The organism is Thermococcus indicus (assembly GCF_006274605.1).
Taxonomy (GTDB): domain Archaea; phylum Methanobacteriota_B; class Thermococci; order Thermococcales; family Thermococcaceae; genus Thermococcus; species Thermococcus indicus.
The window spans coordinates 1,452,204-1,472,442 of record NZ_CP040846.1 but is presented as its reverse complement, the minus strand read 5'-3'; the positions used below and the strand labels follow the sequence as shown (position 1 = coordinate 1,472,442).

The following is a 20,239-nucleotide window of genomic DNA, read 5'->3' as shown; positions in this document are numbered from 1 at the left end:
CCACGATTGACATAACCAGGTGATAAACCATGAAGAAGCCCGTGGCAATCGGCTTTATCCTGCTTCTTGCCCTCAGCGTCGTGGCCAGCGGCTGCATAAGCGGAGGAAACGGCGGTGAAACCTCCGGAATAACCCTTGTCATCGTCACGAGGCACGACGCGACCATACAGTACATGGTCAAGCAGACCTTCCTCCAGAGCGATGTCGCCAAACAGTACAACATCGAGGACATCAAGTTCATCAAGGTTCCGGAGAGCCTCTGGCCGAGCTATATCGAGAAAGGAGCCGACGTTGGCTGGGGTGGCGGACCTACACTCTTCGACGACCTCTACAAGGCAGGCTACCTCGCTCCCATAACCGACGAGAAGGTTCTCGGCCTCATCGGGAACCCAATTCCGACCGAGCTGGCAGGAATGCCGATGATAAGGAAGGACGGCGATAAGGTTTACTGGATCGCCGCGGCCCTTTCGTCGTTCGGATTCACCGTGAACAAGAAGCAGCTTGAGAAGTGGAACCTCCCGGTTCCGCAGAAGTGGGAGGACATAGCGAGCGAGGACTGGGCCCTCAATCCGCCCCAGTACGGCATAGCCGACCCGACCAGGAGCACCTCCAACACCAGGATATACCAGATTATCCTCCAGGCCTTCGGCTGGGAGGAGGGCTGGCGCATCATGACCCTAATCACCGCCAACTCCAAGGTCTACATGCAGAGCGATGCCGTCAGGGACGCGGTCATAAACGGTGAGATAGCGGCCGGAAACACCATCGACTTCTACGGCTACACCGCCATGCAGCAGAACCCCGACTGCCAGTACATAGTCCCTAAGGGAGAGAGCATCATAAACGGCGACCCGATAGCGCTCCTCAAGAACGCTCAGCACCCCGAGGCGGCGCAGGCCTTCATCTACTGGGTTCTCACCGAGGGCCAGGCCGTCTGGATGAGCCCCGACGTGAACAGGCTCCCGATCAACCCGCAGATATTCGACATGACCATCACCAAGCCCTACGCTGACGTCATCTTCAAGGGCGAGAACGAGGGTAAGACCTACGGTGAGGCCAGGCCTGCCCTCGAGAAGGCTTACCAGGACGCCATAAACGCCGAGGGAATACCCTTTGACGACAAGCGCGCCCTCGAGACCATCAGCGCCCTCCAGTACTACTTCAAAGCCACCCTCGTTGACCCGAACCAGGAGCTCCACGACGCGTGGGTGGCAATAGTCCAGGCCTACAGGGACGGCAAGATAACCAAGGGGCAGTTCGAGCAGCTCAAGGACGAGCTCACCGCCCCGATAGAGTTCAAGGACCCCGAGACCGGCCAGACCGTTACCTTCACCGAGGAGTACGCCAAGAAGATAAACGACAGGATCGTCAAGGACAGGAACTTCCAGGACCAGCTCGTCCAGGAGTGGCGCCAGGGCGCCATGGACAAGTACCAGAAGGTACTCGACGACCTCAAGAGCATGCTGGGTTGAGTTTGATATCCCCCTGCGAATTTCCATTCTTTTTTGACACTTTTTCAATACCGGCAAATCAACAAATTTTTGGAAATCTTTAAATAGACTCCACCTCGACCAACTCAGAGTGGCGGGTATGGTCAGAAGCAGAACGGAGGTCGATGCTCGATGAAGGTAAGCAAGTGGAGCGAGAGACTCTTTGGAACCCCACTGTTCGATCCTGTCGTGACTTTCTCGTTCCTGTTCCCTCTCCTGTACCTCGTGGCGTTCCTTATAATCCCAGTGCTGGCGATGCTGGCGGTGGCCTTCGAGTACAACGGACACTTCTCCTTCCACTGGTTCACCAGCATACTGACCTCGGAGTACTACGTAAGCTGGCCCACCGGAGACTTCGCCAAGCTTGTCACGATGCCCAACGGGGAGCAGATATACTACATTCAGGGCGTTGATTTTGGAGTTATCCTCAACTCCATAATAGTCTCCATAAGCGTCATGATCCTCACCACCATACTGGGAACCATCTTCGCCTTCGTCATGGCGCGCTACGACTTCCCGGGCAAGAACATCGTGAGGATACTCCTCTTCGTCCCGCTCCTCGTTACGCCGTTCGTGAATGTCTTCATCGTCAAGAAGATGTTCCTGCCCAACGGACTTATAAACTGGATATTCTACGACATGCTCCACATCTTCCCGCACAGGGTAGTCATTGACGGCCTCGTGGGCGTCATAGTCGCCCAGACCATGACCTACTACCCCATAGTCTACCTCAACGCCTACGCGAGCTTCATAAACATCGACCCCACCCTTGAGGAGCAGGCGGAGAACCTTGGAAGCAGGGGCTTCCACCTCTTCAGGACGGTAACGTTCCCCCTTGCCCTCCCGGGAATCGCGGCGGGAGCAACCCTCGTCGGAATCTTCAGCCTCGAGGACCTCGCGGCGCCGATAGTCTTCCAGGGCAACCCGCTCGCCAGGAAGCTCATGTCCTTCCAGATTTACAGCGCCTTCACGAGCGGTTTCAACGTTGGAAGCCCGCAGCTCGCTGCCCTCGCGCTCATAATGCTCACAATAGCTATCCTGATGTTCCTTGGAATCAGGAAGTACGTCAGCATGAGGCAGTACGCGATGCTCAGCAAGGGCGGCAGGTGGAAGCCGAGGGTTGCCAAGCCCAAGGGCTGGCAGGCGGCGCTCATATACCTCGTCGTCCTTCCGATGCTCCTCATCTCGATATTCCCGCAGGTCGGTGTTGTTCTCCTGGCCTTCAGCGAGAGCTGGGCCGGAACCTGGCCCCAGGGCTTCACCACCGCCCACATACAGAGCATCATCACCCAGCCGGACATCGAGAGGGTCATCATAAACAGCATAATGTACTCCACCGCGGCCATAGTTGTCATACTCCTGCTCTCCCTCACCGCCTCCTACGCCTCCAGCAGGTTCAAGAAGAGCAAGCTCGGGCCGGTTCTCGACAGCCTCTCCACGATCCCGATAGCCGTTCCAGGTATCGTCATCGCAATGAGCTACTTCTTCTTCTTTGCCAAGGTGTTCCCGGACACGCCCCTCGACCCCACGAACCTGCTCGGTTTCAACCCTGCGATGGTTCTCGTGCTGGCGTACTCAATCAGGCGTCTGCCCTTCGCAGCGCGCTCCATCTCGGCCGGAATCCAGCAGGTTCACGTGTCCCTCGAGGAGGCGGCGCTCAACCTCGGCGCAGGAAGGTGGAAGGCACTGACCGGAATCCTCATACCGCTGATACTCCTTAACCTCCTCGGAGGAGCCATGCTGAGCTTCGTCTACTGTATGAGCGAGACCCGCGTCGGCATCACCCTCGGTTCCATCAACCCAGAGTACTACCCGATAACCGCCAGGATGGTCGAGCTCATGACGAGCGCCGTTGGAAGCGCCAACCTCGCCGCTGCGCTCGGTGTCTTCCTCATGACGGTACAGATCGTGGCCATAGTCCTGGCAAACGTGATAACCAAGCAGAGGTACTCATTCATAGGTCTCACATGAGGTGGTTGAGATGGTTGACGTCAAGCTTGAGAACATCGTCAAAACCTTCGGAGAAACGGTTGCCCTCAAGGGGATAGACCTTCATATAAAGGCCGGAGAGCTCTTCACCCTGCTCGGGCCGAGCGGGTGTGGAAAGTCCACGACGCTGAGAATAATAGCGGGTCTGGACTTCCCGGACAGCGGCACAATACACTTCGGCGACGAGGAGGTCACCTACCTCCCGTCCAGCAAGCGCGGTGCGGTGCTCGTCTTCCAGAACTACGCCCTGTGGCCACACATGACGGTTTTCGACAACGTAGCCTACGGACTCAAGCTCAAGAAGCTTCCAAAGGACGAGATAAAGAAGAAGGTCGAGTGGGCCCTCGAACTCGTCAAGCTTGAGGGCTTCGCGGACCGCTACCCGACCCAGCTTTCCGGCGGCCAGCAGCAGCGTGTCGCGATAGCTAGAGCTTTAGTCGTCGAGCCCAAGGTTCTCCTCCTCGACGAGCCGCTAAGCAACCTCGACGCCAAGCTCAGGCTTGAGATGCGCTCCGAGATAAGGAGAATCCAGCGCGAGCTCGGCATTACCGTCATCTACGTCACCCATGACCAGGAGGAGGCAATGGCAATAAGCGATAGGATTGCCGTCATGAACGTCGGAACCGTCGAGCAGGTCGGAACGCCGAAGGAGATATACGAGACCCCGAGGACGGAGTTCGTCGCCAGCTTCATGGGCAAGACCAACGTCATCCCGGCCAAGGTTGTCGAGAGGAACGGCGACCGCGTTTCCGTCGAGTTCGAGGGCATAAGGCTCGACGGTCTTTACTACACCGAGAAGAGCGACGACGTCGTCATAGTCATCAGGCCTGAGAGGATAAAGCTTAAGCCGGTCGAGAACGCGGTCTCATTCACCGGGACCGTTGACCTCATCGAGTACTACGGCTTCTTCATCGAGGTCGTTGGCCTCTTCGGAGACACCAGGATCATCGCCAGAACCATCAGCGACAGGGAAATAGCAGGACTCAGGCCGCTCCAGCAGGTGACGTTCTACGTCGAGAGGGACGACATAATCGTCCTTCCAAAGCAGCAGCTTTAAACCCCTTTTCCCATTTCATTTAGGTGGTCGCATGCGTGGATTTCTGGAATTCCTCAACGAGGGGCAGGTCTACGAGGTTCTGCTCGTCACGAGATCAAATGCCGCCCCGGTGGGTGTTGTAAAAAGAGGGAACAGGCTGTTCTTCAAGCTCTTCGGTGGAAAGAGCGCTGGAGAGCTGAGGGAGCACCCGTATGCCTCTCTGCAGGTCACCAACGATGTCGAGCTTATTGTAAAGCTCGCCCTCAACCTGCAGATGGAGCTTGAGTTTGAGGACAGGGGGCGCACAGGTGGATACGGGGACTCCCCGGGGTTTACGGACGGGTCACGTTCACCGAGGAAGTCTATGAGGACAATCTGGGGAAAACATCCGTTTTGAGGTGTTCGCTGGAACCCGCGGGAGTCATCGCTGGAGTCCTGCCCCCAAGGCCCCTCAGCAGGGCGGACTGGCACCTCCTCGAGATGGCCGTGGACTTCACCCGGCTGGAGGTGGCCCTGAGGAACGGGAAGATGGAGGCCGCCAGGAAGCTGCGCGGAAGGATAGTCGAGAACTATTCCTCCTACAGACGGTTCGGGGGAAGCTCGAAGCTGGCCGAGACTATGATGGCGGCACTGGACGGAAGTGGGTAAAGGAGCGTCCCTCAGACAAGGGAAAGCTTATAACCGATTTATTTCAGCTTTTCTTGGTGATACTATGAAGGCAGGCAGGCTTATGGCCCTTTTGGTGGCGCTGCTTACCATAGTGGCAGTCCCAGTGAGCACGGTCTGGGCCGCTTCAAGCAGTGTGACACCGGGGGAGATCCTGGTTCAGCCGCTCCCGGGAGTTCCAGCGATAGGGAAGCCCGGAGACATAGTTGAAATACACCCCGTTGAGGGAGTTGCTATCGATTCCCTTCAGATAGTCTCCATACTTCACGGGCCCTACGACCTCCAGATAGTGGGCACCGAGAACGGCGTCATCAAGGCCAAGATACCGGAGGACGCGGTTCCGGACGTCTACTTCCTCGTCGTCAAGAGCGACAAGGGCGAGGTCACGATACCCAACGGCGTGTGGGTCATGAAAAAGACTCCAACGGTTCTCAGGATAGCCCACGGCAGCGACCTCCACGTCACCAGCGGCTCCAAGACGGGATTCGTCTGCGGTGACTACTTCCAGAAGAGCATCCCCGAGATACTCAAGTACTGCGAGCACCCCTACGCGATGCACAGCTACACCGCCCACGACAGCTTCATGACGTACTACGCAATGACGGGAGCGGGCGGTGAGAACGTTGTTAACATCATAATAAGCACCGGTGACGACGTCGATACCAACGGCGACAGCGAGGGCTACAAGATGTTCGACACGGGCATAATCCACGGCACCGCCGCCGGCATGCCCTTCATAAGCATAAAGGGCAACCACGACCATCCGCCGACCTACTACAACAAGTACGTTGGCCCCAGGTACTTCTACGAGGTCATAGGCGACTTCCTCATAATAGGCCTGGACAGCCGCGGCGAGGAGAGGCACCCCGAACTCGAGCAGCTCCAGTGGATGGAGAACGTGCTTGAGAGCCACCCCAACAAGACGGTCATAGTCCTCGTTCACCACCCGTTCTGGTACAGCACCCCCGACGGCAAGTGGGGCGGAACCATAAAGGGCTACACGGCCTTTGACGACGGCGACTGGAACGCCCTGACCAAATTCATAAGCTGGGACTGGGAGGGCAAGAGCGGCGAGTACGATGAGATAGCCAGAACCTTCCTCCAGCTCGTCGAGAAGTACAACGTCAGGCTCGTCCTTGCTGGACACATCCACAAGGACAAGCCGGTTCTCTACATCGACAAGGAGGGCAACGAGCACTGGTTCTACACCGTCACCACCACCGGCGCACCCGACAAGACCAGCAACCCGCCGAGCGAGACCGATAAGAAGAGGGGCTACACCACTCCGAGCTGGTACGGCTCGCAGGTCATCTACGTCTATGAAAACGGCACCGTGAAGTTCCCGCTCGCGGGGGACGTCCTCCACGAGGGCATAAGCTCCCTCCCGATACCGCAGAAGTTCATCGTTTACAGGCAGAACGGTGAAGACGGAACCGCCGTCAAGTTCGTGAACGAGCTTGACAACACCGTCAGCGGGCCCTTCGTCCTCGAGATACCTGCGGGAGCCAAGGTTGATCCGGAGCACACCAACATAACCTACACCGTCCTCGGCGAGAGAGAAATCGGCGGAACCTACTACATGCTCCTCAACGTCACCGTCCCGACCGGCGTCAGCCAGATAACCATCGTCAAGGAAGCCGACACCCAGGCACCCGAGGTCAAAATCGGCTACCTCTCCCCCAGCAAGCCAAAACCCGGGCAGAACTTCAAGGTTTACATAATCGCGGGCGACAACGTCGGAATCAGGGACATGAGGGTGCAGATAATCAGCGACGGTAAGGTTCTGGCAGAGTACCCGGCGTTCTCGATGAAGCCGGCAGAGGTCGAGGCCACCTACTACACCGAGATCCCGGGCGTTGATGCAAACGAGTTCACCATCAAGGTCATCGCGACCGACTTCTACGGCAACACCTGCGAGACCACCTACACCGTCGGCGGAAGCACTAGCACCAGCAGCCCGAGCCAGACGACCACTGAGAGCGGTGGAAGCACCTGCGGCCCGGCCCTCATCGTGGGCCTCGCACTCCTCCCGGTTCTCCTCAGGAAGAGGAAGTGACCATCCCCCGCTTTTCAATTTTCTCTTCCAAAAGTCCCAGCCCCAAACTGAGGGTACCGGATCCTTTTCGTTTCCAGAGCACTTCCATGGCGGTGGCCAAGGTCAGATAAAGCCGTCAGCGAGTTTCTTCACCAGGGGAAGAGTTTTTAAAGAGTCCCCATAAGCCCCCCATGGTGATGAAGGTGAAGTTCAAAGGCAAAGCCTTCGGGAACATCGTGAGGATGGAGTTCGACATTCTCACGCTCAGCGAGCTTAAAATAGACGACCTGCGAGACTTTGACGTTGATTCCATCAAGATCGAGCTCAAGCCCACATCATCCGGCATACGGGTTACCGGCATATGGGAGGGTACCGTCGAGGAAGCCGGAGAGGGAATAAAGAAGGCCCTCCTCGAGAGCTACAAACTCCGTGAGAGGATTCTCAACAGGATAAAGAGCAAGACGGAGGCAATAAGGAGCACCATGCGCCAGCTCGGCTTCAGGGAGGAGATTGAAGGCTACGGGAGTGCGCTGCGCTTCGTCAAGAAGGTCGGCGCCTACGAGATAGTGGTCGTCGCCTCAACGACGGACGACGTTGTCAGGGTCGAGGTCTACGGCAACGACAAGAAGATCATCAGCCCGGAGCTGGAGAGCATCTTCGAGGACGTCGAGGTGGAGGAGCTGGAGATATACGACTTCGAGGACGACAAGGAGGAGCGGCTCGTTATAAACCTCGAAATACCAAAGAACGAAGAAAAGCCCGAGAGGAAGATAATGGAAGCCATAAGGATGATAGAAAGCATGCTGATGGCCTGATCACTTGTATCTGCTGTCCAGCTGAAGCTGCTTCAGCTTTGCCGTTATTCCCTTTGTCGGCGCCCTGTCTTCACTTATTATCTTCCCGGTTCTTGTGTCTATTCTCGCGTAGTAAAGGGTCTCCTTCCCCGCCACCTTGATGTGGACGTAGCCCCTCTCCTCGTAGAGGACGAGGCGCTCCACCGCTGGCCGTTCTTCCCCGTATTTCTCCATCACATGCGTTAGGTATGATTCCTTTATCGCCATCTCTGTGAAGCGGACGTCGCTCTTCAGAACCTCCCCCGTGGTTCTGTGAAGGACGAACCTTCCAACCTTCGTTCTTCCGGCGAATTCGACCTCCCAGTTCTCGTTGAGCGTTACGGACCTTATCGCAGCCTCCTCATCTATCTCCTTTGCGGCCTCGGCGGCCATCCTCTCGGCGAGGTCCCTTCTCAGAACACGGTCCGCCTCCTCGATTAGCTTGCCGTCCCTGCTGACCCTGACGGTTACCATGTGGCGGTCGTTCTCGGCGGTAACGGTGTATTCGGTTTCGGTGGCCTCGACGGACTTTATCTCGAAGTCCGGATACTTCTCGGAGACTATCTCCTTCGCCCTCTCCGCCGTCACCTCGACGAGGTAGTCGAGGACGTCCCCCGTCGAGCCGTCCACCTTCACGATGGCCTTTCCATCGGCGCTCTCAAGAACCAGCTCCAGGTATTTGTGCTCCAGCACACGGTATGATTCCATGACCAGGTCTCTCAGCGGAAAGTTGTCCTCTATGACAGTCCTGGCGTTTTCGAAGGCGTCCTCGGGTGATGGGAGCCTCCTGGCCTCCTCGTAGCTGCCGTCGGTGAGATCGACGCTGACAACGACCACACCCCCATCCAGTAGTATGTCCGCCACCGCGGCCTTCTTGCCCTTCTCGAGGTTGATGACCCTGCCCTGAGGATAGGCGTTTCTCAGGAGTTCGCTGAGGGCATCGTCGCTCATGAGAATCTCCATCCCGAGGAGCCTGCCGGTGTAGCCGTTGAACTGGGCCTCAAACGAGAAGCGCCCCGTCTTTCCCGATATCTTGACCTTTCCGTTTGTCCTCTTTAGCTCGTACTCGCCGATTTCCTCCCCCGTCTGCTTCCGAACGATGTCTCGGACCCTCTCAACGAAGTAGTCATCCGGCAGGGGGTTCATCTCAAAGGTTACCTCTCCGCGCTCCAGATCGACCCTGGCCCCGGCCAGGTTTTCACCCACCCGAACCTCGAGTCTGGCCTCTTTGGGAACGTAGACCTTCTTCCTCTCGTGGATGGTTACCCTGCCTTCGGGAACGCCGAGCTCCTTTGCGGCGACGGCTTTAAGGACGAAGACCGCCTCGCTTGGGCTCAGGGGGACCTCCACCTCCCGCTCCGTGGCACGTACGATGGAGCGGTCATTAAGGAGGGCCCTGGTTATGGGAACGCTCAGGTTCTTGTCCTGCGTTGCCCTGAGGACTATACGGTCCTCTGAAAACACCGCCGCCCTGTCCTTCTCGCCATCCCCCTCGACGGACCAGGAGAATATGTACGCACTGGACAGGGAGACCGCGATGGATTCAAGCTTCACCTCCTCCGGCTTCACGGGGTATTTGGAGGCCGCGAACGAGGCCACCTTCCCCAGCACGGCCTCGGGTGAGAAGTCCTGGAGAAGCGGGGCATCGAGCTCGAACTCCTCCAGGGGGCCTTTTTCTTCTCCCTCCTCCGCCTCAGCCTTAAGCCGCTCCACAAGATCCGCGGGCGGTTCCATCCGGTAGTTGTTGAACAGGGAGGCGAGCTTCTCGCCGTCCCATGGAACCACCCTCCCTCTGTGTTCCCTGGATATCAGAACCTTGGCGTCCTTCGTGAATCCTGCGGGGGATATCAGTATTCCCTTATCCGCCTTGTACTTGTTCACCAGGTCAGCGAAGACGTTGACGTCCCTCGAAGAGGCCAGTCCCTTGGGATGAACCGCCAGAACAACCTTCTCGATCCCCGCTATGGGGTCGTCCCTTATTGCCACGACGTCTATTCCCCACTCCTTCCTGCCCGCCACCCTCTCGTAGTCCCTGAAGCCCATTCTCTTCAGCAGCTCGATTACCTCTCCAACAAGCGTTTCCCTGGGTGCCAGTCTTATTAAATCCTGGGTCCACGGCATCAGTCTCACCCATGAAAGTGAAGTCCATTATCACCGTTCTTTCGTCTTTATTTTATAAATCTCTTTCCCCGGAGGCACTGTTATCACCGCAGGTGTTCAAAATAAGTTTTTAACCCCGCCGATTTAACACCCACGCGGTGATGGAATGTTCAGGCTCACCGACTTTGACTATCACGGAAAAACCGTCTTTCTGAGGGCAGACCTAAATTCGCCGGTCACTGACGGGAAGATAATCAGCGACGCCAGGTTTCGGGCGGTCCTCCCGACGATAATATACCTCCTGGAGCACGGGGCCAAACTGGTCATAGGAACGCACCAGAGTAAGCCCTACAAGGGGGACTACATCACCACAGAGCAGCATGCCGAGATACTGAGCGGGTTACTCGGCCAGGAAGTGGAATACGTTGAGGACGTCTTTGGAAAATATGCTCGCGAGAAGATACAAGCCTTAAAGCCCGGCGAGGCCATCGTCCTTGAGAACCTCCGATTTGCCGCGGAGGAGGTCAAATACAAGCCGATTGAAGATTGCGAGAAGACGTTTTTCGTGAGAAAACTCGCGCCCCTGATCGATTACGTCGTGAACGATGCCTTCGCGGCGACCCACCGCTCCCAGCCCTCCCTGGTCGGGTTCGCGAGGCTAAAGCCGATGATAATGGGTTTCCTTATGGAGAAGGAAATCCAGGCACTCACAAGGGCCTACGAGACCGGGGAGAAGCCGAGGGTCTACGTGCTCGGCGGCGCGAAGGTTGACGACTCCCTGCGCGTTGCTGAAAACGTGCTGAGGAACGGCAGGGCCGAGGTCATACTCACCGGAGGACTGGTCGGTCACGTGTTCACCCTCGCCAAGGGCTTCCACCTCGGCGATGCCAACCTCGAGTTCATGGAGAGGAAGGGCCTTCTCGAACTGGTGGACTGGGCCGAGGAGATACTCAACGAGTTCTACCCCTACGTGAGAACCCCCGTTGATTTTGCCGTCGATTATAAGGGGGAGCGGGTGGAAGTTGACCTGCTGAGCGAGGAGAAATGGCTGTTCGACGAGTATCCCATACTCGACATAGGCTCAAGGACCGTTGAGAAGTACCGCGAGGTGCTCATGGGGGCAAAGATAATAGTCGCCAACGGGCCGATGGGCGTCTTTGAGCGCGAGGAGTTCGCGGTAGGTACCGTCGGCGTCTTCAGGGCGATAGGGGGGAGTCCGGCCTTCAGCATAGTCGGGGGAGGCCACTCCATAGCGAGCATATACCAGCACAACATAACGGGCATAAGCCACGTTTCAACGGGCGGAGGAGCAATGCTCAGCTTCTTCGCCGGTGAAAAGCTTCCCGTCCTGGAGGCATTCAAAGAGAGCTACGAACGCTTCAAGGATCTGCTTAAAGGGTGAACAGCCAGACGAGGAGCACCGCGGCTACAGTGCCCCCAAGAAGCAACATCAGGAGCCACTCCGCCCTTTCCATAAGTTTTCTGTTCGAGTAGAGGACGTGGCCTATGATTCCAAGGACGAGGGATGAGACTATCAGTATCCTCTCCTCCGATTCGACCCTGCCGAGAAGGGTCTTAACCCCCCAGAGGGCCAGAAACAGCAGAAGGGCCCCTGTGATGGCGTAGCCGCGCCTCATCTTTCCCGCGTTGGTTATGTAGAAGGTCGCGGCGAAGGCCACGAGGAAAACCACCATCGCCTGTATCTCGAGGGGAATAGGAATCGCTTTCGAGTGAACGGCCCTTTCGTAAATCCATATAACCCCCGAGATTATGGTGGAGACTATGAGGGCCATCACGAAGACGCCGTGGACATGGTCGGCTATGCTGAGGGCCTCCTCAAGCTCCTCCAGTTCCTCCCATCTGGAGACTTCTTTCCTCGCTTCGGCCCCTTCCACCATCGAACTCACTGTCTTTCCTATGCGCTTCGGAATTTAAGGCTATCGCGTTCAATCAATCCCAGTTTTCTCGTAGAGCCTCCTGTAGGCACCCCTGAACTGAAAAACCATTATAACCGCGTAGAGCACCGCGAAGGATTTCAGGGGGAAGTTACCGCCGAGAAAGTGATTCAGCAGGGCTATAGTCCCCAGAACGGCCAGATAGGTTGTGAGAACGTCGAGGGCCGCCGCCAACGTTGCCCCGCGACGGTACGCGAGCCACACCCAGAACGACGAGTTGAGCGTTACCAGCCAGCGGAGCCTGAGGGGTTCATCCGGGGAAACCTCCACCGAGTAGGCGTCCCTCAGCATCTCCCTTCGGAACGCAATCGCGAGGCCGGCCGTGAGCAGCATAACAGCGAAGGAGCCGATTATGAGGAGCCCGCTGTTGAAGATTGCCCCGAAGGCCAGCATAACGACCCATGTCGTGAAGGCCAGGTAGACTACCAGGGACTCCATTGAGAGCCGCCCCTTTCTGAAGAGGTAGGTTGGATAGACTCCGAAGAAAGGAACGCCAACCCCCAGCAAGATTGCAACGAGGATTTCATCACCCATTCCGCATCGAGGTTTTTAGAACCTGAAAGATTAAAAAGATTTCGATTGAAAAGAGAAATAAGGGGTGTGCCTCTCAGTCTATCGTGGCCTTCCTGAAGCCCAGCGCCGCGATTCCGGCGAACAGCGCCGCCAGGCCGATGAGCACCAGCCAGTCGGTGACGATTCCAAAGGTCGGCTCGACTCCGGCTAGGTAATACCTGGAACCATCGACCGCGTAGGTGAGCGGGTTCACCTTGGCCAGCCACTGCATCCAATCGGGCATCGTCTTTATCGGGTAGAAGGCTCCGCTGAGGAACGTCATGGGAAGCATTATCATCATGACGATCATCTGGAAGCCCTCCATACTGCTCATCTTGAGGGCTATTGCAACGCCCATTCCGGCTATGGCGAGGCCCACCAGGAAGCTGAGGCCTAGCGCCGGAAGGATTCCGCTCACCTTGAGGTCGGCCAGGAAAAAGCTGAGGGCCAGGATTACCACGCCCTGTATCATGGCCATCAGGGCACCACCTGTGATTCTGCCGAGTATCGCCTCCGTTCTGCTGGATGGGGCGACGAGAATCTCCTTCAGGAAGCCGAACTGCTTGTCCCAGATGAGCGTTATACCCTGCATGAAGCTCATGTTGAAGACCGTCATGGCTATTATACCCGGCACGAGGTAGGTCATGTAGTCGACGCCGCCGAAGATTGGCGCCGCGGCGGGGTTGTTGAAGACACCGCTCCAGCCCTTTCCGAAGAATATGAGCCAGATGAGCGGGTTGATGAGGCTTCCGATGACCCTCGCCCTTGAGCGGGAGAAGCGCTTCAGCTCGCGGTATATCATCGTGAAGAAGACCTGCATGCCATCACCTCCTCATCCTCGCCTTCATTATCATCTTTGCCACGTTCCCCTCACCGCCTTCCTCCCTGATTTCCCTGCCCGTCAGATGCAGGAAGACGTCGTTGAGCGTCGGCCGGTGATAGGTGACCTCCAGGATTTTGATGCCCGATTCCTTAGCCAGCTCGAAGAGCCTTGGAAGCGCCTCCGCGGCGTTTTCAACGTCGAGCCTCACCCTCCCGTCGGGAAGAACCTTACAGCCCCTTATGAAGTCAGCCTTGAGGCACTTGAGTTCCTCCCTTGCCTGGAGCTTCAGGTAGATTATGTCGCTGCCCACGAGTTTCTTGAGCTCCTCGGCCGTTCCCTCGGCGATTATCTCTCCATGGTCCATTATCGCTATCCTATCGGCGAGCTGCTCCGCCTCGTCCATGTAGTGCGTCGTGAGGAATATCGTCATGTTGTGCTCCTCCTTCATGGCCCTTATGTAGTCCCAGATGTGTGCCCTGGTTTGGGGGTCGAGGCCTATCGTCGGCTCGTCGAGGAAGAGTATCTCGGGTTCGTGAAGAAGGGAGCGCGCTATCTCAAGCCTCCTCTGCATTCCGCCGGAGAAGAACTTAACGGGCCTGTCCTTGAACTCCCAGAGCTCGACGAACTTCAAAAGGCGCTCTATCTTCTCCTTCAGGTTCTCAACGCCGTATATCCTGCCGTGGATGAGCATGTTCTCATAGGCGGTAAGCTCCCTGTCAACGCTCGGGTCCTGAAAAACTATCCCTATCTTCCTCCTAACTTCTATAGGTTCCCTGGCAACGTCGTGGCCCGCAACCACCGCCCTGCCGGAGGTCGGCTTGAGGAGTGTTGTGAGCACGTGAACGGTCGTCGTCTTTCCCGCCCCGTTGGGACCCAGGAAAGCGAATATCTCACCCTTTTTAACCTCGAAGGAGATTCCCCTGACGGCCTTAAAGTCGCCGTACTTCTTCACCAGATTCTCAACCTCAATCGCGTTCATACCTTTCACCTCCAAGAAGAATCAGCCTCAGCTCCCTCGCACAGCCGGTGAAGAGCTCCCTGATCCTCTCCCTCTGCTCGTCCGTCAGCTCATCCACCGAGTCAAAGAGCTCCCTGAAGGCAGTCCTAAGTTCGTCGCCCCCCAGCTCAAGGAACGCCTTGTAAGCGCGCATCCTGCGCTTTGCCTCGGCGAGCTCATCGGCGTGCTCCGCGAGGTAGTCCAGCCCCTTCTCGGTGATCACGTAGGTCTTTTTCTCCCTCTCACCCTTGCTGGCCACCTCAATCAGGCCGCTTCTCCGCAGGGACGCGAGGATAGGATAGACAGTCCCCGCGCTCAGCTTCATGCCGTATCTCCCTTCCAGCTCCGCCATTATGCCGTAGCCGTGCATCGGCTTCCTGAGGAGGTCGAGGATAAGTACCTTCATGTGGCCGCGAAAGTTGGGGCGCTCCATTTGCTTCACCGATATATCGTTCGATATGTCATCCTTATAAACCTTCCCTTCGAAACGCTTATCATCCATGCGGAATGGGAGTGATACCATGAGGGTTGTTCTAAAGCCCCTCTTCGAGGCCGAACTGCCGGCGGATTTCAGCGAGGTCATAAGGGGCAAGCTTATGGGGAAGGAACTCAGGACGGGTGAGGAAATCGAAGTCGAGCTCCTCGGAAAGTCCCTCCGCTTCAAGGTCGTCCTGGCGGAGCCCTCGCCGCTGAAGGTAGGCAGAAGCACGAGGATAGAGTTCCCGCGGGGCGAGATTGAGGTGGTTGATTTTGAGTTCGACGAGCCAGTTAGGGAGGTAATATCCTTCGAGGGTGGCTTCGTCATTGTGCTCGAAAGGAAGGTTCTAATTCTAAACCAGGATGGGCAAAAGATTTATAGCGATGAGTTTGATGACCTGAAAGGAGTTAGGGTCTCCAAAAACTCGGTGGTGATAATCCATGGCGAAAGCAAAATCAGGCTCGTTAAGCCTTGAAAAGTTCACATTCGATGAAAGCTGGGAGGAGAAGAGGAAGCGTGCGGAGAGAATCGTCGAGATTCTGATGGAAACTTACCCGAGGGAGAAGCTCCTTATAGGCGACCCGTACAGGACGCTGGTGCACTGCATAATCTCACAGCGCATGAGGGACGAGGTAACCTACAAGGTCTGGGAGAGACTGTTTGAGAAATACAGGGACATCCAGGTGATAGCCAGCACTCCGATCGGGGAGATGCAGGAGTTTTTGAGAAAGAACGGTGTCGGCCTCTGGAAGACCAAGGGCGAGTGGATAGTGAAGGCTTCGCGGATAATACTCGAAAAGTACGGCGGAAGGGTCCCGGATGACATCGGGGAACTCATGAGGCTTCCCGGAATCGGGAGGAAGTGCGCCAACATAGTTCTCGCTTATGGCTTTGGGAGGCAGGCGATTCCGGTTGATACGCACGTGAACAGGATAAGCAAGCGCCTCGGCCTGGCTCCGCCCAGGGTTCAGCCAGAGAAGGTCGAGGAGTACCTCGCGGAGCTGATTCCCCGCGAGAAGTGGATATACGTGAACCACGCGATGGTGAACCACGGAAAGAGGATATGCAATCCTATAAGACCGAAGTGCGAGAACTGCCCGCTCAGGGAGCTCTGTCCCTACGCGAAGGGGATGGTAACGGATGAGGACTTAAAGGGGCGCCGATGACGCTCCCATATTTATAACCCCCGAGACTATTTTCATACTTGCCCGATAATTCCCGTTCATGAAAAGGGTTATATAGGCCTTCTTTCATAAAATAAAGCGGTGATATGCATGCAAATTGTCGAACTCGACATAAAATTGCCCTACGAAGGAAGGGGAAAGATTCTGAGCCGTTTGTATGGCAAGGTTAGGGGCAGGATTCGCGACATTCACTTCTTCCCGCCCGATGCGGAGGGCATAAGCGAAATTAAGATGGAAGTGGTCGAGGACAACGCTCCAAAGCTTCTCTCCGACCTCAAAAAGATAGTCAGGAACGGAAAGATAACCCTCAGGGTTCTCTCCGAGGTCTGAGCCTCATCCCTTTATTCCCCTGTTCAGCTCCACCAGCTTTTCCCTGGCCTTCTCCAGGGAGCCAGCCTTTTCTATCGCGGTCCCGGTGACGATTATGTCGGCACCGGCCTCCACTGCCGCCCTCGCCTGCGCGGCCGTCCTTATGCCGCCGCCGACGATGAGTGGAACGTCTATGACGCGCTTCACGAGCGCTATCATCTCGGGGGGAACGGGCTGGCTCGCCCCGCTTCCGGCCTCGAGGTAGACGAGCCTCATGCCGAGGTACTGGCCGGCTAAAGCGTAAGCCGCCGCTATCTTGGGCTTGTGCCTGGGAATCGGCTTGGCATCGCCGACCCAGCCGACGGTTTCTCCCGGTTCTATTATGAGGTATGCCATTGGTATCGGTTCTATGCCGTAGCGCTTGACCTGGAAGGCTCCTAAGGCCTGAGCACCGGTTATGAAGAACGGGTTGGTCGAGTTGAGCAGGCTCATGAAGAATATCGAATCCGCGTATTTGCTTATTCCTCCGTGGGAGCCGGGGAACAGTATCGTTGGCAGGCTGGAGGACTCCTTTATCGCCCTCACAACACCGTCGAGGACATCCCCCTCCGCCCCCGTCGAGCCCCCTATCATTATGGCGTCAACGCCAACTTCTTCGCTCATCTCCGCTATCCTGGCGGCTTCTTCGGGCGTAACATCATCTGGATCGAGGAGAACGAAGTGGAGCTTCTCCCTTTCAAGCTTCTCGTGAATGTAGCGCTCGACCTTTCCAATTTCCAGCATCGTTCACACCTCCATAAAGCTTCTAATCTCCAGCTCTTCGGTGGTCTTGTCAATCATGAGACAGGCTATCCAGCACTTCCTCCACGCTGACATCGACGGGAATCCCTTTAATCTCATCAAGCAGGTCCCAGATAGTCTCACCAACGATAATTCTGACCTTTGTTCCCTTCGGTATGTTCACTCGCCTGAGAGGTCTGAACGTCTCGCCGTCATAGACCGCCTCGATAATCGTCCCCATACTACCACCGTATGTCTTTTACGTCGGCCCCGCTTTTAACAATTTTCCAGTTTAAGCTGAGGCTCCGCAGGATTTCCGTCAAGGTTTCGTCAGGTTCTCCCTCGAAGCGGTAGAGGTTGGTGCTGACCATGACGTCCCCCGCGCCGAACCCCTCAACGGGCTCCCCGTACTTTGCCACCTCCAGCGAGAGCTTTTCCTCCAGCCGCTCCTCGCTTGGAATAAGGTACGCCCTCAGGAGCTCTGCCTCCTTCAGGAGAAAGTCTATATGCCAGTGGAGCCTCTTGTTCTCACTGAAATGTCGGGCAACGCGTTTTTCAAGGGAGTTCATCGCCGAGCCGACGTACACGTAGTGGCCCTTCCTTAGATGGAACTCCCGCCCCTTGGTTTTGATGGTTTTATCGTTCTCCAGCAGAATGACGAGGAGGTATGATCCTCTCATGGTGGGAGGATTCTACTCATCATTTATAAACCCCTGGCCCCAAACCGAGTCTGGTGTGAAGAATGGACGAAAAGAAAAAGAAGAAACCCGCGGACGACTTCGCCTGGCAGGAGTACGAGAGGGAGGAGTTTGAACGGACCTTCCCGGCCCTTGCGAGGGAGCTCGAGGGGGAGGGCGTTCCGATAGAGGCCTACCGCACCGACGAGGGGGAGGAGATGGACTTCTCCGGCTACAACCCCACTGTCATAGATTTCCTCAGGAGATGCAGTACTGATGACGAGGCGCTTGAGATAATAAACTGGATGGAGGAGCGCGGTGAGATAACCCACGAGATGGCCAAGGAGCTCAGGATAACCCTGGTTGAGAAGGGGGTCAGGGCCTTTGGCTCCAAGAAGGAGTGGGGCTGGTACGAGAGGCACAGGAAAAGACAATAACCTAAGTAGCGCTGAAAACCATGTTCTGCCAAAGGAAAGAGGTAACTTTTTTAGCCCCCTAAAACATTCCCTAAGCGATGGCGCTCAAGCTGAACCCCGAGGCTAAAGCGGTCTACCGCTCAATCCGGGAGGAGATAAGGAGGAGGTTAGTCCTCCCTGGGAGTTCCTCCATGCTGGACAGGTTTGAACCCACTTCCGACCGCGGGGAAATCCTCCGCAGACAGGACTATCTCAGGGAAAACCTACCCAAAATCCGCTCCGAGCTGAGGGAGCAGATCGCCAGGGTCAAGCCAATCAAGTTCCGCCGGGACTACCTCCACGACAGGATTCTGATAGTTGATGAGGGCGAGCTCGAGAGGGCACTGAACCTGGGTCTCTGCGAGGTCTCGACGAGCCTGGAGGACTCTGAGGGATATTCCCTGGTTCTCAGCACGGTCGGCTACGGCATCGACGTTGAACTCCTCCCCTCCCAGATAGCGCCGGAGCTGTACATAATGCCCCTCTGGGAGAACCGGGAAACGCTTAATGCCCTCGCCAGAATCGGCGAGCTAACCGGCGAAGGCAGTGTTGCCTCGGAAATCCTCCGAAAGCTGGACGGGCTTGGGGAGGTTATGGAAAAGCGGAACCTCCTCGACGGTCTTGAGGAGCTGGTAGCCGCGAAAGAGCGCGAGCTGAACGAGAGGATATCCGAGAAACTGGAAAAGTTCAGCCTGACTCTGAGCGGGAAGGAGCTGCTGGACTTCCTCGGCGAGCTTAAAGCCGGGAACTACGAGGCGATATTCAGGCACTTCGGCGGGGTTGAGGGGGAAATCCTCGACCTGATCAACGAGGCCGAGGACGAGCTGAGCGAGAAGCTCGGTGTTACCGTTGAGCTCTTCTCCCGGGAAGAGCTGTACCCCGTGGCGGTTCCCCCGGAAAGCATCGAGATGCTCCGTGAGGAACTGGAAAGAGAGCTTAAGGTTGAGCTGTACCTCAAGAGCAGGGAAATCCTTGAGAGCGTGCGTCCCCTGCTTCCAGCCCTGCGAGATGAGCTGTCGAGGGTCAATGAACTCGATTTCCTTCAGGCCATCAAGGAATTCACCGAGGGCCTCTCCTTCCCGGAGCTTTGGAAAGGCGGAATCGCGTTTATCAATGGGAGACACCTTTTCATCGAGAACCCTCAACCTGTGAGCTACGTCGTGGGAGAAAAACCCGAAAACTTCGGCGTCCCGGATTCTGATGTTATCCACAATGAGAGGGTGGTCATACTGACCGGCGCTAACAGCGGCGGAAAGACCAGCCTTTTGGAACTCATAACCCAGATAACGGTTCTCACCCATATGGGACTTCCGGTTCCGGCGGAGAAGGCCTGGGTCGAGCCCCTCGATGAGCTGTTCTTCTTCAGAAGGAAGAGGAGTACCTACGGCGCCGGTGCTTTTGAGACGGCCCTGCGCTCCTTCGTGAGGGCCCTTCGCGGGGAAGGCAGAAAGCTCATCCTCATAGACGAGTTCGAGGCCATAACCGAACCCGGTGCGGCGGTCAGGATAATCGGAGAGCTTCTCAGGATAGCCCATGAGAAGGGCTTTTACGTCGTTATAGTGTCCCACCTCGGGGAGGACCTAAGGAAGGAACTCCCCTTCGCCAGGATCGACGGGATAGAGGCCAGGGGCCTTGACGAAAAACTCAACCTCATCGTTGACAGGCAGCCGGCCTTTGGAAAGCTCGGCAGGAGCACCCCGGAGCTGATAGTCGAGAGCCTCGCGAGGAGAAAGCGCGGGAAGGAACGGGAAATTTTCGAGAGGGTTCTGAGGGCGTTTGGACGTTCCTAACCGCATCGTGCTCCCTGGAGACGGCAGTGTGTAGGTCCCTGTGTAGGTGGTTACTAAACCTGTAGAAAGTCAGGTTATTACTCCTACACA

The 20,239-nt window shown here is 56.6% G+C and carries 22 protein-coding genes; 13 read left to right on the top strand and 9 right to left on the bottom strand.

From position 1 onward, the window contains the following. Positions 1–29: 29 nt before the first annotated feature. From FH039_RS08100 to FH039_RS08075, 7 genes are all read left to right on the top strand, one after another. Positions 30–1,472, top strand: a complete 1,443-nt coding sequence (locus FH039_RS08100) for an ABC transporter substrate-binding protein (protein ID WP_139680907.1) — start codon at positions 30–32, stop codon at positions 1,470–1,472. Positions 1,473–1,622: 150 nt separating this feature from the next. After that, the gene (locus FH039_RS08095) at positions 1,623–3,461 is read left to right on the top strand and encodes an ABC transporter permease (protein ID WP_139680906.1); all 1,839 of its coding nucleotides are present in this window, start codon (positions 1,623–1,625) and stop codon (positions 3,459–3,461) included. Positions 3,462–3,471: 10 nt separating this feature from the next. Then, positions 3,472–4,536, top strand: a complete 1,065-nt coding sequence (locus FH039_RS08090; RefSeq protein ID WP_139680905.1) for an ABC transporter ATP-binding protein — start codon at positions 3,472–3,474, stop codon at positions 4,534–4,536. Between the two features lie 31 nt (positions 4,537–4,567). Further along, entirely contained in the window at positions 4,568–4,912 is a 345-nt protein-coding gene (locus FH039_RS12540) for a DUF447 domain-containing protein (protein ID WP_338064598.1), read from the top strand. Further along, entirely contained in the window at positions 4,909–5,163 is a 255-nt protein-coding gene (locus FH039_RS12535) for a DUF447 family spectrin-like domain-containing protein (protein WP_338064597.1), read from the top strand. The genes FH039_RS12540 and FH039_RS12535 overlap by 4 nt, the downstream gene beginning before the upstream one ends. Before the next feature lie 64 nt (positions 5,164–5,227). Then, the gene (locus FH039_RS08080; RefSeq protein ID WP_139680904.1) at positions 5,228–7,237 is read left to right on the top strand and encodes a metallophosphoesterase; all 2,010 of its coding nucleotides are present in this window, start codon (positions 5,228–5,230) and stop codon (positions 7,235–7,237) included. Between the two features lie 170 nt (positions 7,238–7,407). Continuing rightward, entirely contained in the window at positions 7,408–8,031 is a 624-nt protein-coding gene (locus FH039_RS08075; protein ID WP_139680903.1) for a hypothetical protein, read from the top strand. Here FH039_RS08075 and FH039_RS08070 read toward each other — a convergent pair whose 3' ends face one another. Then, positions 8,032–10,170, bottom strand: a complete 2,139-nt coding sequence (locus FH039_RS08070) for a restriction endonuclease (protein WP_139680902.1) — start codon at positions 10,168–10,170, stop codon at positions 8,032–8,034. A 145-nt stretch (positions 10,171–10,315) separates the two neighbouring features. On the opposite strand from FH039_RS08070, the gene FH039_RS08065 reads away from it, so the two are divergent. After that, the gene (locus tag FH039_RS08065) at positions 10,316–11,551 is read left to right on the top strand and encodes a phosphoglycerate kinase (RefSeq protein ID WP_139680901.1); all 1,236 of its coding nucleotides are present in this window, start codon (positions 10,316–10,318) and stop codon (positions 11,549–11,551) included. Here FH039_RS08065 and FH039_RS08060 read toward each other — a convergent pair. From FH039_RS08060 to FH039_RS08040, 5 genes are all read right to left on the bottom strand, one after another. After that, the gene (locus FH039_RS08060) at positions 11,541–12,047 is read right to left on the bottom strand and encodes a hypothetical protein (RefSeq protein WP_139681755.1); all 507 of its coding nucleotides are present in this window, start codon (positions 12,045–12,047) and stop codon (positions 11,541–11,543) included. The genes FH039_RS08065 and FH039_RS08060 overlap by 11 nt on opposite strands. 48 nt (positions 12,048–12,095) lie before the next feature. After that, the gene (locus tag FH039_RS08055) at positions 12,096–12,638 is read right to left on the bottom strand and encodes a hypothetical protein (protein WP_240703194.1); all 543 of its coding nucleotides are present in this window, start codon (positions 12,636–12,638) and stop codon (positions 12,096–12,098) included. A gap of 73 nt (positions 12,639–12,711) precedes the next feature. Beyond that, complete coding sequence (locus tag FH039_RS08050; RefSeq protein WP_139680900.1) at positions 12,712–13,476, bottom strand: ABC transporter permease; 765 nt, start codon at positions 13,474–13,476, stop codon at positions 12,712–12,714. 4 nt (positions 13,477–13,480) lie between these two features. Next, positions 13,481–14,458, bottom strand: coding sequence for an ATP-binding cassette domain-containing protein (locus tag FH039_RS08045; RefSeq protein ID WP_139680899.1), 978 nt, complete (start codon positions 14,456–14,458; stop codon positions 13,481–13,483). Then, positions 14,445–14,909, bottom strand: a complete 465-nt coding sequence (locus FH039_RS08040) for a PadR family transcriptional regulator (protein WP_139681753.1) — start codon at positions 14,907–14,909, stop codon at positions 14,445–14,447. The genes FH039_RS08045 and FH039_RS08040 overlap by 14 nt, the downstream gene beginning before the upstream one ends. 88 nt (positions 14,910–14,997) lie before the next feature. On the opposite strand from FH039_RS08040, the gene FH039_RS08035 reads away from it, so the two are divergent. From FH039_RS08035 to FH039_RS08025, 3 genes are all read left to right on the top strand, one after another. Beyond that, the gene (locus FH039_RS08035; protein WP_139680898.1) at positions 14,998–15,429 is read left to right on the top strand and encodes a DUF6849 domain-containing protein; all 432 of its coding nucleotides are present in this window, start codon (positions 14,998–15,000) and stop codon (positions 15,427–15,429) included. Next, the gene (locus tag FH039_RS08030; RefSeq protein ID WP_139680897.1) at positions 15,395–16,120 is read left to right on the top strand and encodes an endonuclease III domain-containing protein; all 726 of its coding nucleotides are present in this window, start codon (positions 15,395–15,397) and stop codon (positions 16,118–16,120) included. Before FH039_RS08035 ends, FH039_RS08030 begins: the two co-directional genes overlap by 35 nt. A 108-nt stretch (positions 16,121–16,228) precedes the next feature. Next, the gene (locus FH039_RS08025) at positions 16,229–16,468 is read left to right on the top strand and encodes a hypothetical protein (protein ID WP_139681752.1); all 240 of its coding nucleotides are present in this window, start codon (positions 16,229–16,231) and stop codon (positions 16,466–16,468) included. Between the two features lie 3 nt (positions 16,469–16,471). Here the strand turns inward: FH039_RS08025 and FH039_RS08020 are convergent, their stop codons facing one another. From FH039_RS08020 to FH039_RS08010, 3 genes are read right to left on the bottom strand one after another with little or no spacing between them, the layout of a single operon-like run. Continuing rightward, on the bottom strand, positions 16,472–17,230 hold the full coding sequence (locus FH039_RS08020) for a geranylgeranylglyceryl/heptaprenylglyceryl phosphate synthase (protein ID WP_139680896.1): 759 nt from the start codon (positions 17,228–17,230) through the stop codon (positions 16,472–16,474). Positions 17,231–17,279: 49 nt separating this feature from the next. Beyond that, positions 17,280–17,468 carry an antitoxin family protein gene (locus tag FH039_RS08015; protein WP_139680895.1) on the bottom strand — a complete coding sequence of 63 codons (189 nt, stop codon included), beginning with the start codon at positions 17,466–17,468 and terminating at the stop codon, positions 17,280–17,282. A 1-nt stretch (position 17,469) separates the two neighbouring features. After that, the gene (locus FH039_RS08010) at positions 17,470–17,907 is read right to left on the bottom strand and encodes a GIY-YIG nuclease family protein (RefSeq protein WP_139680894.1); all 438 of its coding nucleotides are present in this window, start codon (positions 17,905–17,907) and stop codon (positions 17,470–17,472) included. Between the two features lie 62 nt (positions 17,908–17,969). On the opposite strand from FH039_RS08010, the gene FH039_RS08005 reads away from it, so the two are divergent. Together FH039_RS08005 and FH039_RS08000 are read left to right on the top strand one after the other, a co-directional pair. Next, the gene (locus tag FH039_RS08005) at positions 17,970–18,341 is read left to right on the top strand and encodes a DUF2095 family protein (RefSeq protein ID WP_139680893.1); all 372 of its coding nucleotides are present in this window, start codon (positions 17,970–17,972) and stop codon (positions 18,339–18,341) included. Positions 18,342–18,418: 77 nt separating this feature from the next. Further along, positions 18,419–20,149, top strand: a complete 1,731-nt coding sequence (locus FH039_RS08000; protein ID WP_139680892.1) for a P-loop NTPase family protein — start codon at positions 18,419–18,421, stop codon at positions 20,147–20,149. The last annotated feature ends 90 nt before the right edge of the window (positions 20,150–20,239 follow it).

Excerpts from the sequence above, each read along its gene's own strand:
- FH039_RS08095 (WP_139680906.1), top strand. The coding sequence starts at position 1,623 with ATGAAGGTAAGCAAGTGGAGCGAGAGACTCTTTGGAACCCCACTGTTC.
- FH039_RS08005 (WP_139680893.1), top strand. The coding sequence starts at position 17,970 with ATGGACGAAAAGAAAAAGAAGAAACCCGCGGACGACTTCGCCTGGCAG.
- FH039_RS08010 (WP_139680894.1), bottom strand. The coding sequence starts at position 17,907 with ATGAGAGGATCATACCTCCTCGTCATTCTGCTGGAGAACGATAAAACC.
- FH039_RS08000 (WP_139680892.1), top strand. The coding sequence starts at position 18,419 with ATGGCGCTCAAGCTGAACCCCGAGGCTAAAGCGGTCTACCGCTCAATC.
- FH039_RS08100 (WP_139680907.1), top strand. The coding sequence starts at position 30 with ATGAAGAAGCCCGTGGCAATCGGCTTTATCCTGCTTCTTGCCCTCAGC.
- FH039_RS08075 (WP_139680903.1), top strand. The coding sequence starts at position 7,408 with ATGGTGATGAAGGTGAAGTTCAAAGGCAAAGCCTTCGGGAACATCGTG.
- FH039_RS12540 (WP_338064598.1), top strand. The coding sequence starts at position 4,568 with ATGCGTGGATTTCTGGAATTCCTCAACGAGGGGCAGGTCTACGAGGTT.
- FH039_RS08080 (WP_139680904.1), top strand. The coding sequence starts at position 5,228 with ATGAAGGCAGGCAGGCTTATGGCCCTTTTGGTGGCGCTGCTTACCATA.
- FH039_RS08060 (WP_139681755.1), bottom strand. The coding sequence starts at position 12,047 with ATGGTGGAAGGGGCCGAAGCGAGGAAAGAAGTCTCCAGATGGGAGGAA.
- FH039_RS08065 (WP_139680901.1), top strand. The coding sequence starts at position 10,316 with ATGTTCAGGCTCACCGACTTTGACTATCACGGAAAAACCGTCTTTCTG.
- FH039_RS08045 (WP_139680899.1), bottom strand. The coding sequence starts at position 14,458 with ATGAACGCGATTGAGGTTGAGAATCTGGTGAAGAAGTACGGCGACTTT.
- FH039_RS08015 (WP_139680895.1), bottom strand. The coding sequence starts at position 17,468 with ATGGGGACGATTATCGAGGCGGTCTATGACGGCGAGACGTTCAGACCT.
- FH039_RS08070 (WP_139680902.1), bottom strand. The coding sequence starts at position 10,170 with ATGCCGTGGACCCAGGATTTAATAAGACTGGCACCCAGGGAAACGCTT.
- FH039_RS08030 (WP_139680897.1), top strand. The coding sequence starts at position 15,395 with ATGGCGAAAGCAAAATCAGGCTCGTTAAGCCTTGAAAAGTTCACATTC.
- FH039_RS08050 (WP_139680900.1), bottom strand. The coding sequence starts at position 13,476 with ATGCAGGTCTTCTTCACGATGATATACCGCGAGCTGAAGCGCTTCTCC.
- FH039_RS08040 (WP_139681753.1), bottom strand. The coding sequence starts at position 14,909 with ATGGAGCGCCCCAACTTTCGCGGCCACATGAAGGTACTTATCCTCGAC.
- FH039_RS08035 (WP_139680898.1), top strand. The coding sequence starts at position 14,998 with ATGAGGGTTGTTCTAAAGCCCCTCTTCGAGGCCGAACTGCCGGCGGAT.
- FH039_RS08020 (WP_139680896.1), bottom strand. The coding sequence starts at position 17,230 with ATGCTGGAAATTGGAAAGGTCGAGCGCTACATTCACGAGAAGCTTGAA.
- FH039_RS08055 (WP_240703194.1), bottom strand. The coding sequence starts at position 12,638 with ATGGGTGATGAAATCCTCGTTGCAATCTTGCTGGGGGTTGGCGTTCCT.
- FH039_RS08025 (WP_139681752.1), top strand. The coding sequence starts at position 16,229 with ATGCAAATTGTCGAACTCGACATAAAATTGCCCTACGAAGGAAGGGGA.
- FH039_RS08090 (WP_139680905.1), top strand. The coding sequence starts at position 3,472 with ATGGTTGACGTCAAGCTTGAGAACATCGTCAAAACCTTCGGAGAAACG.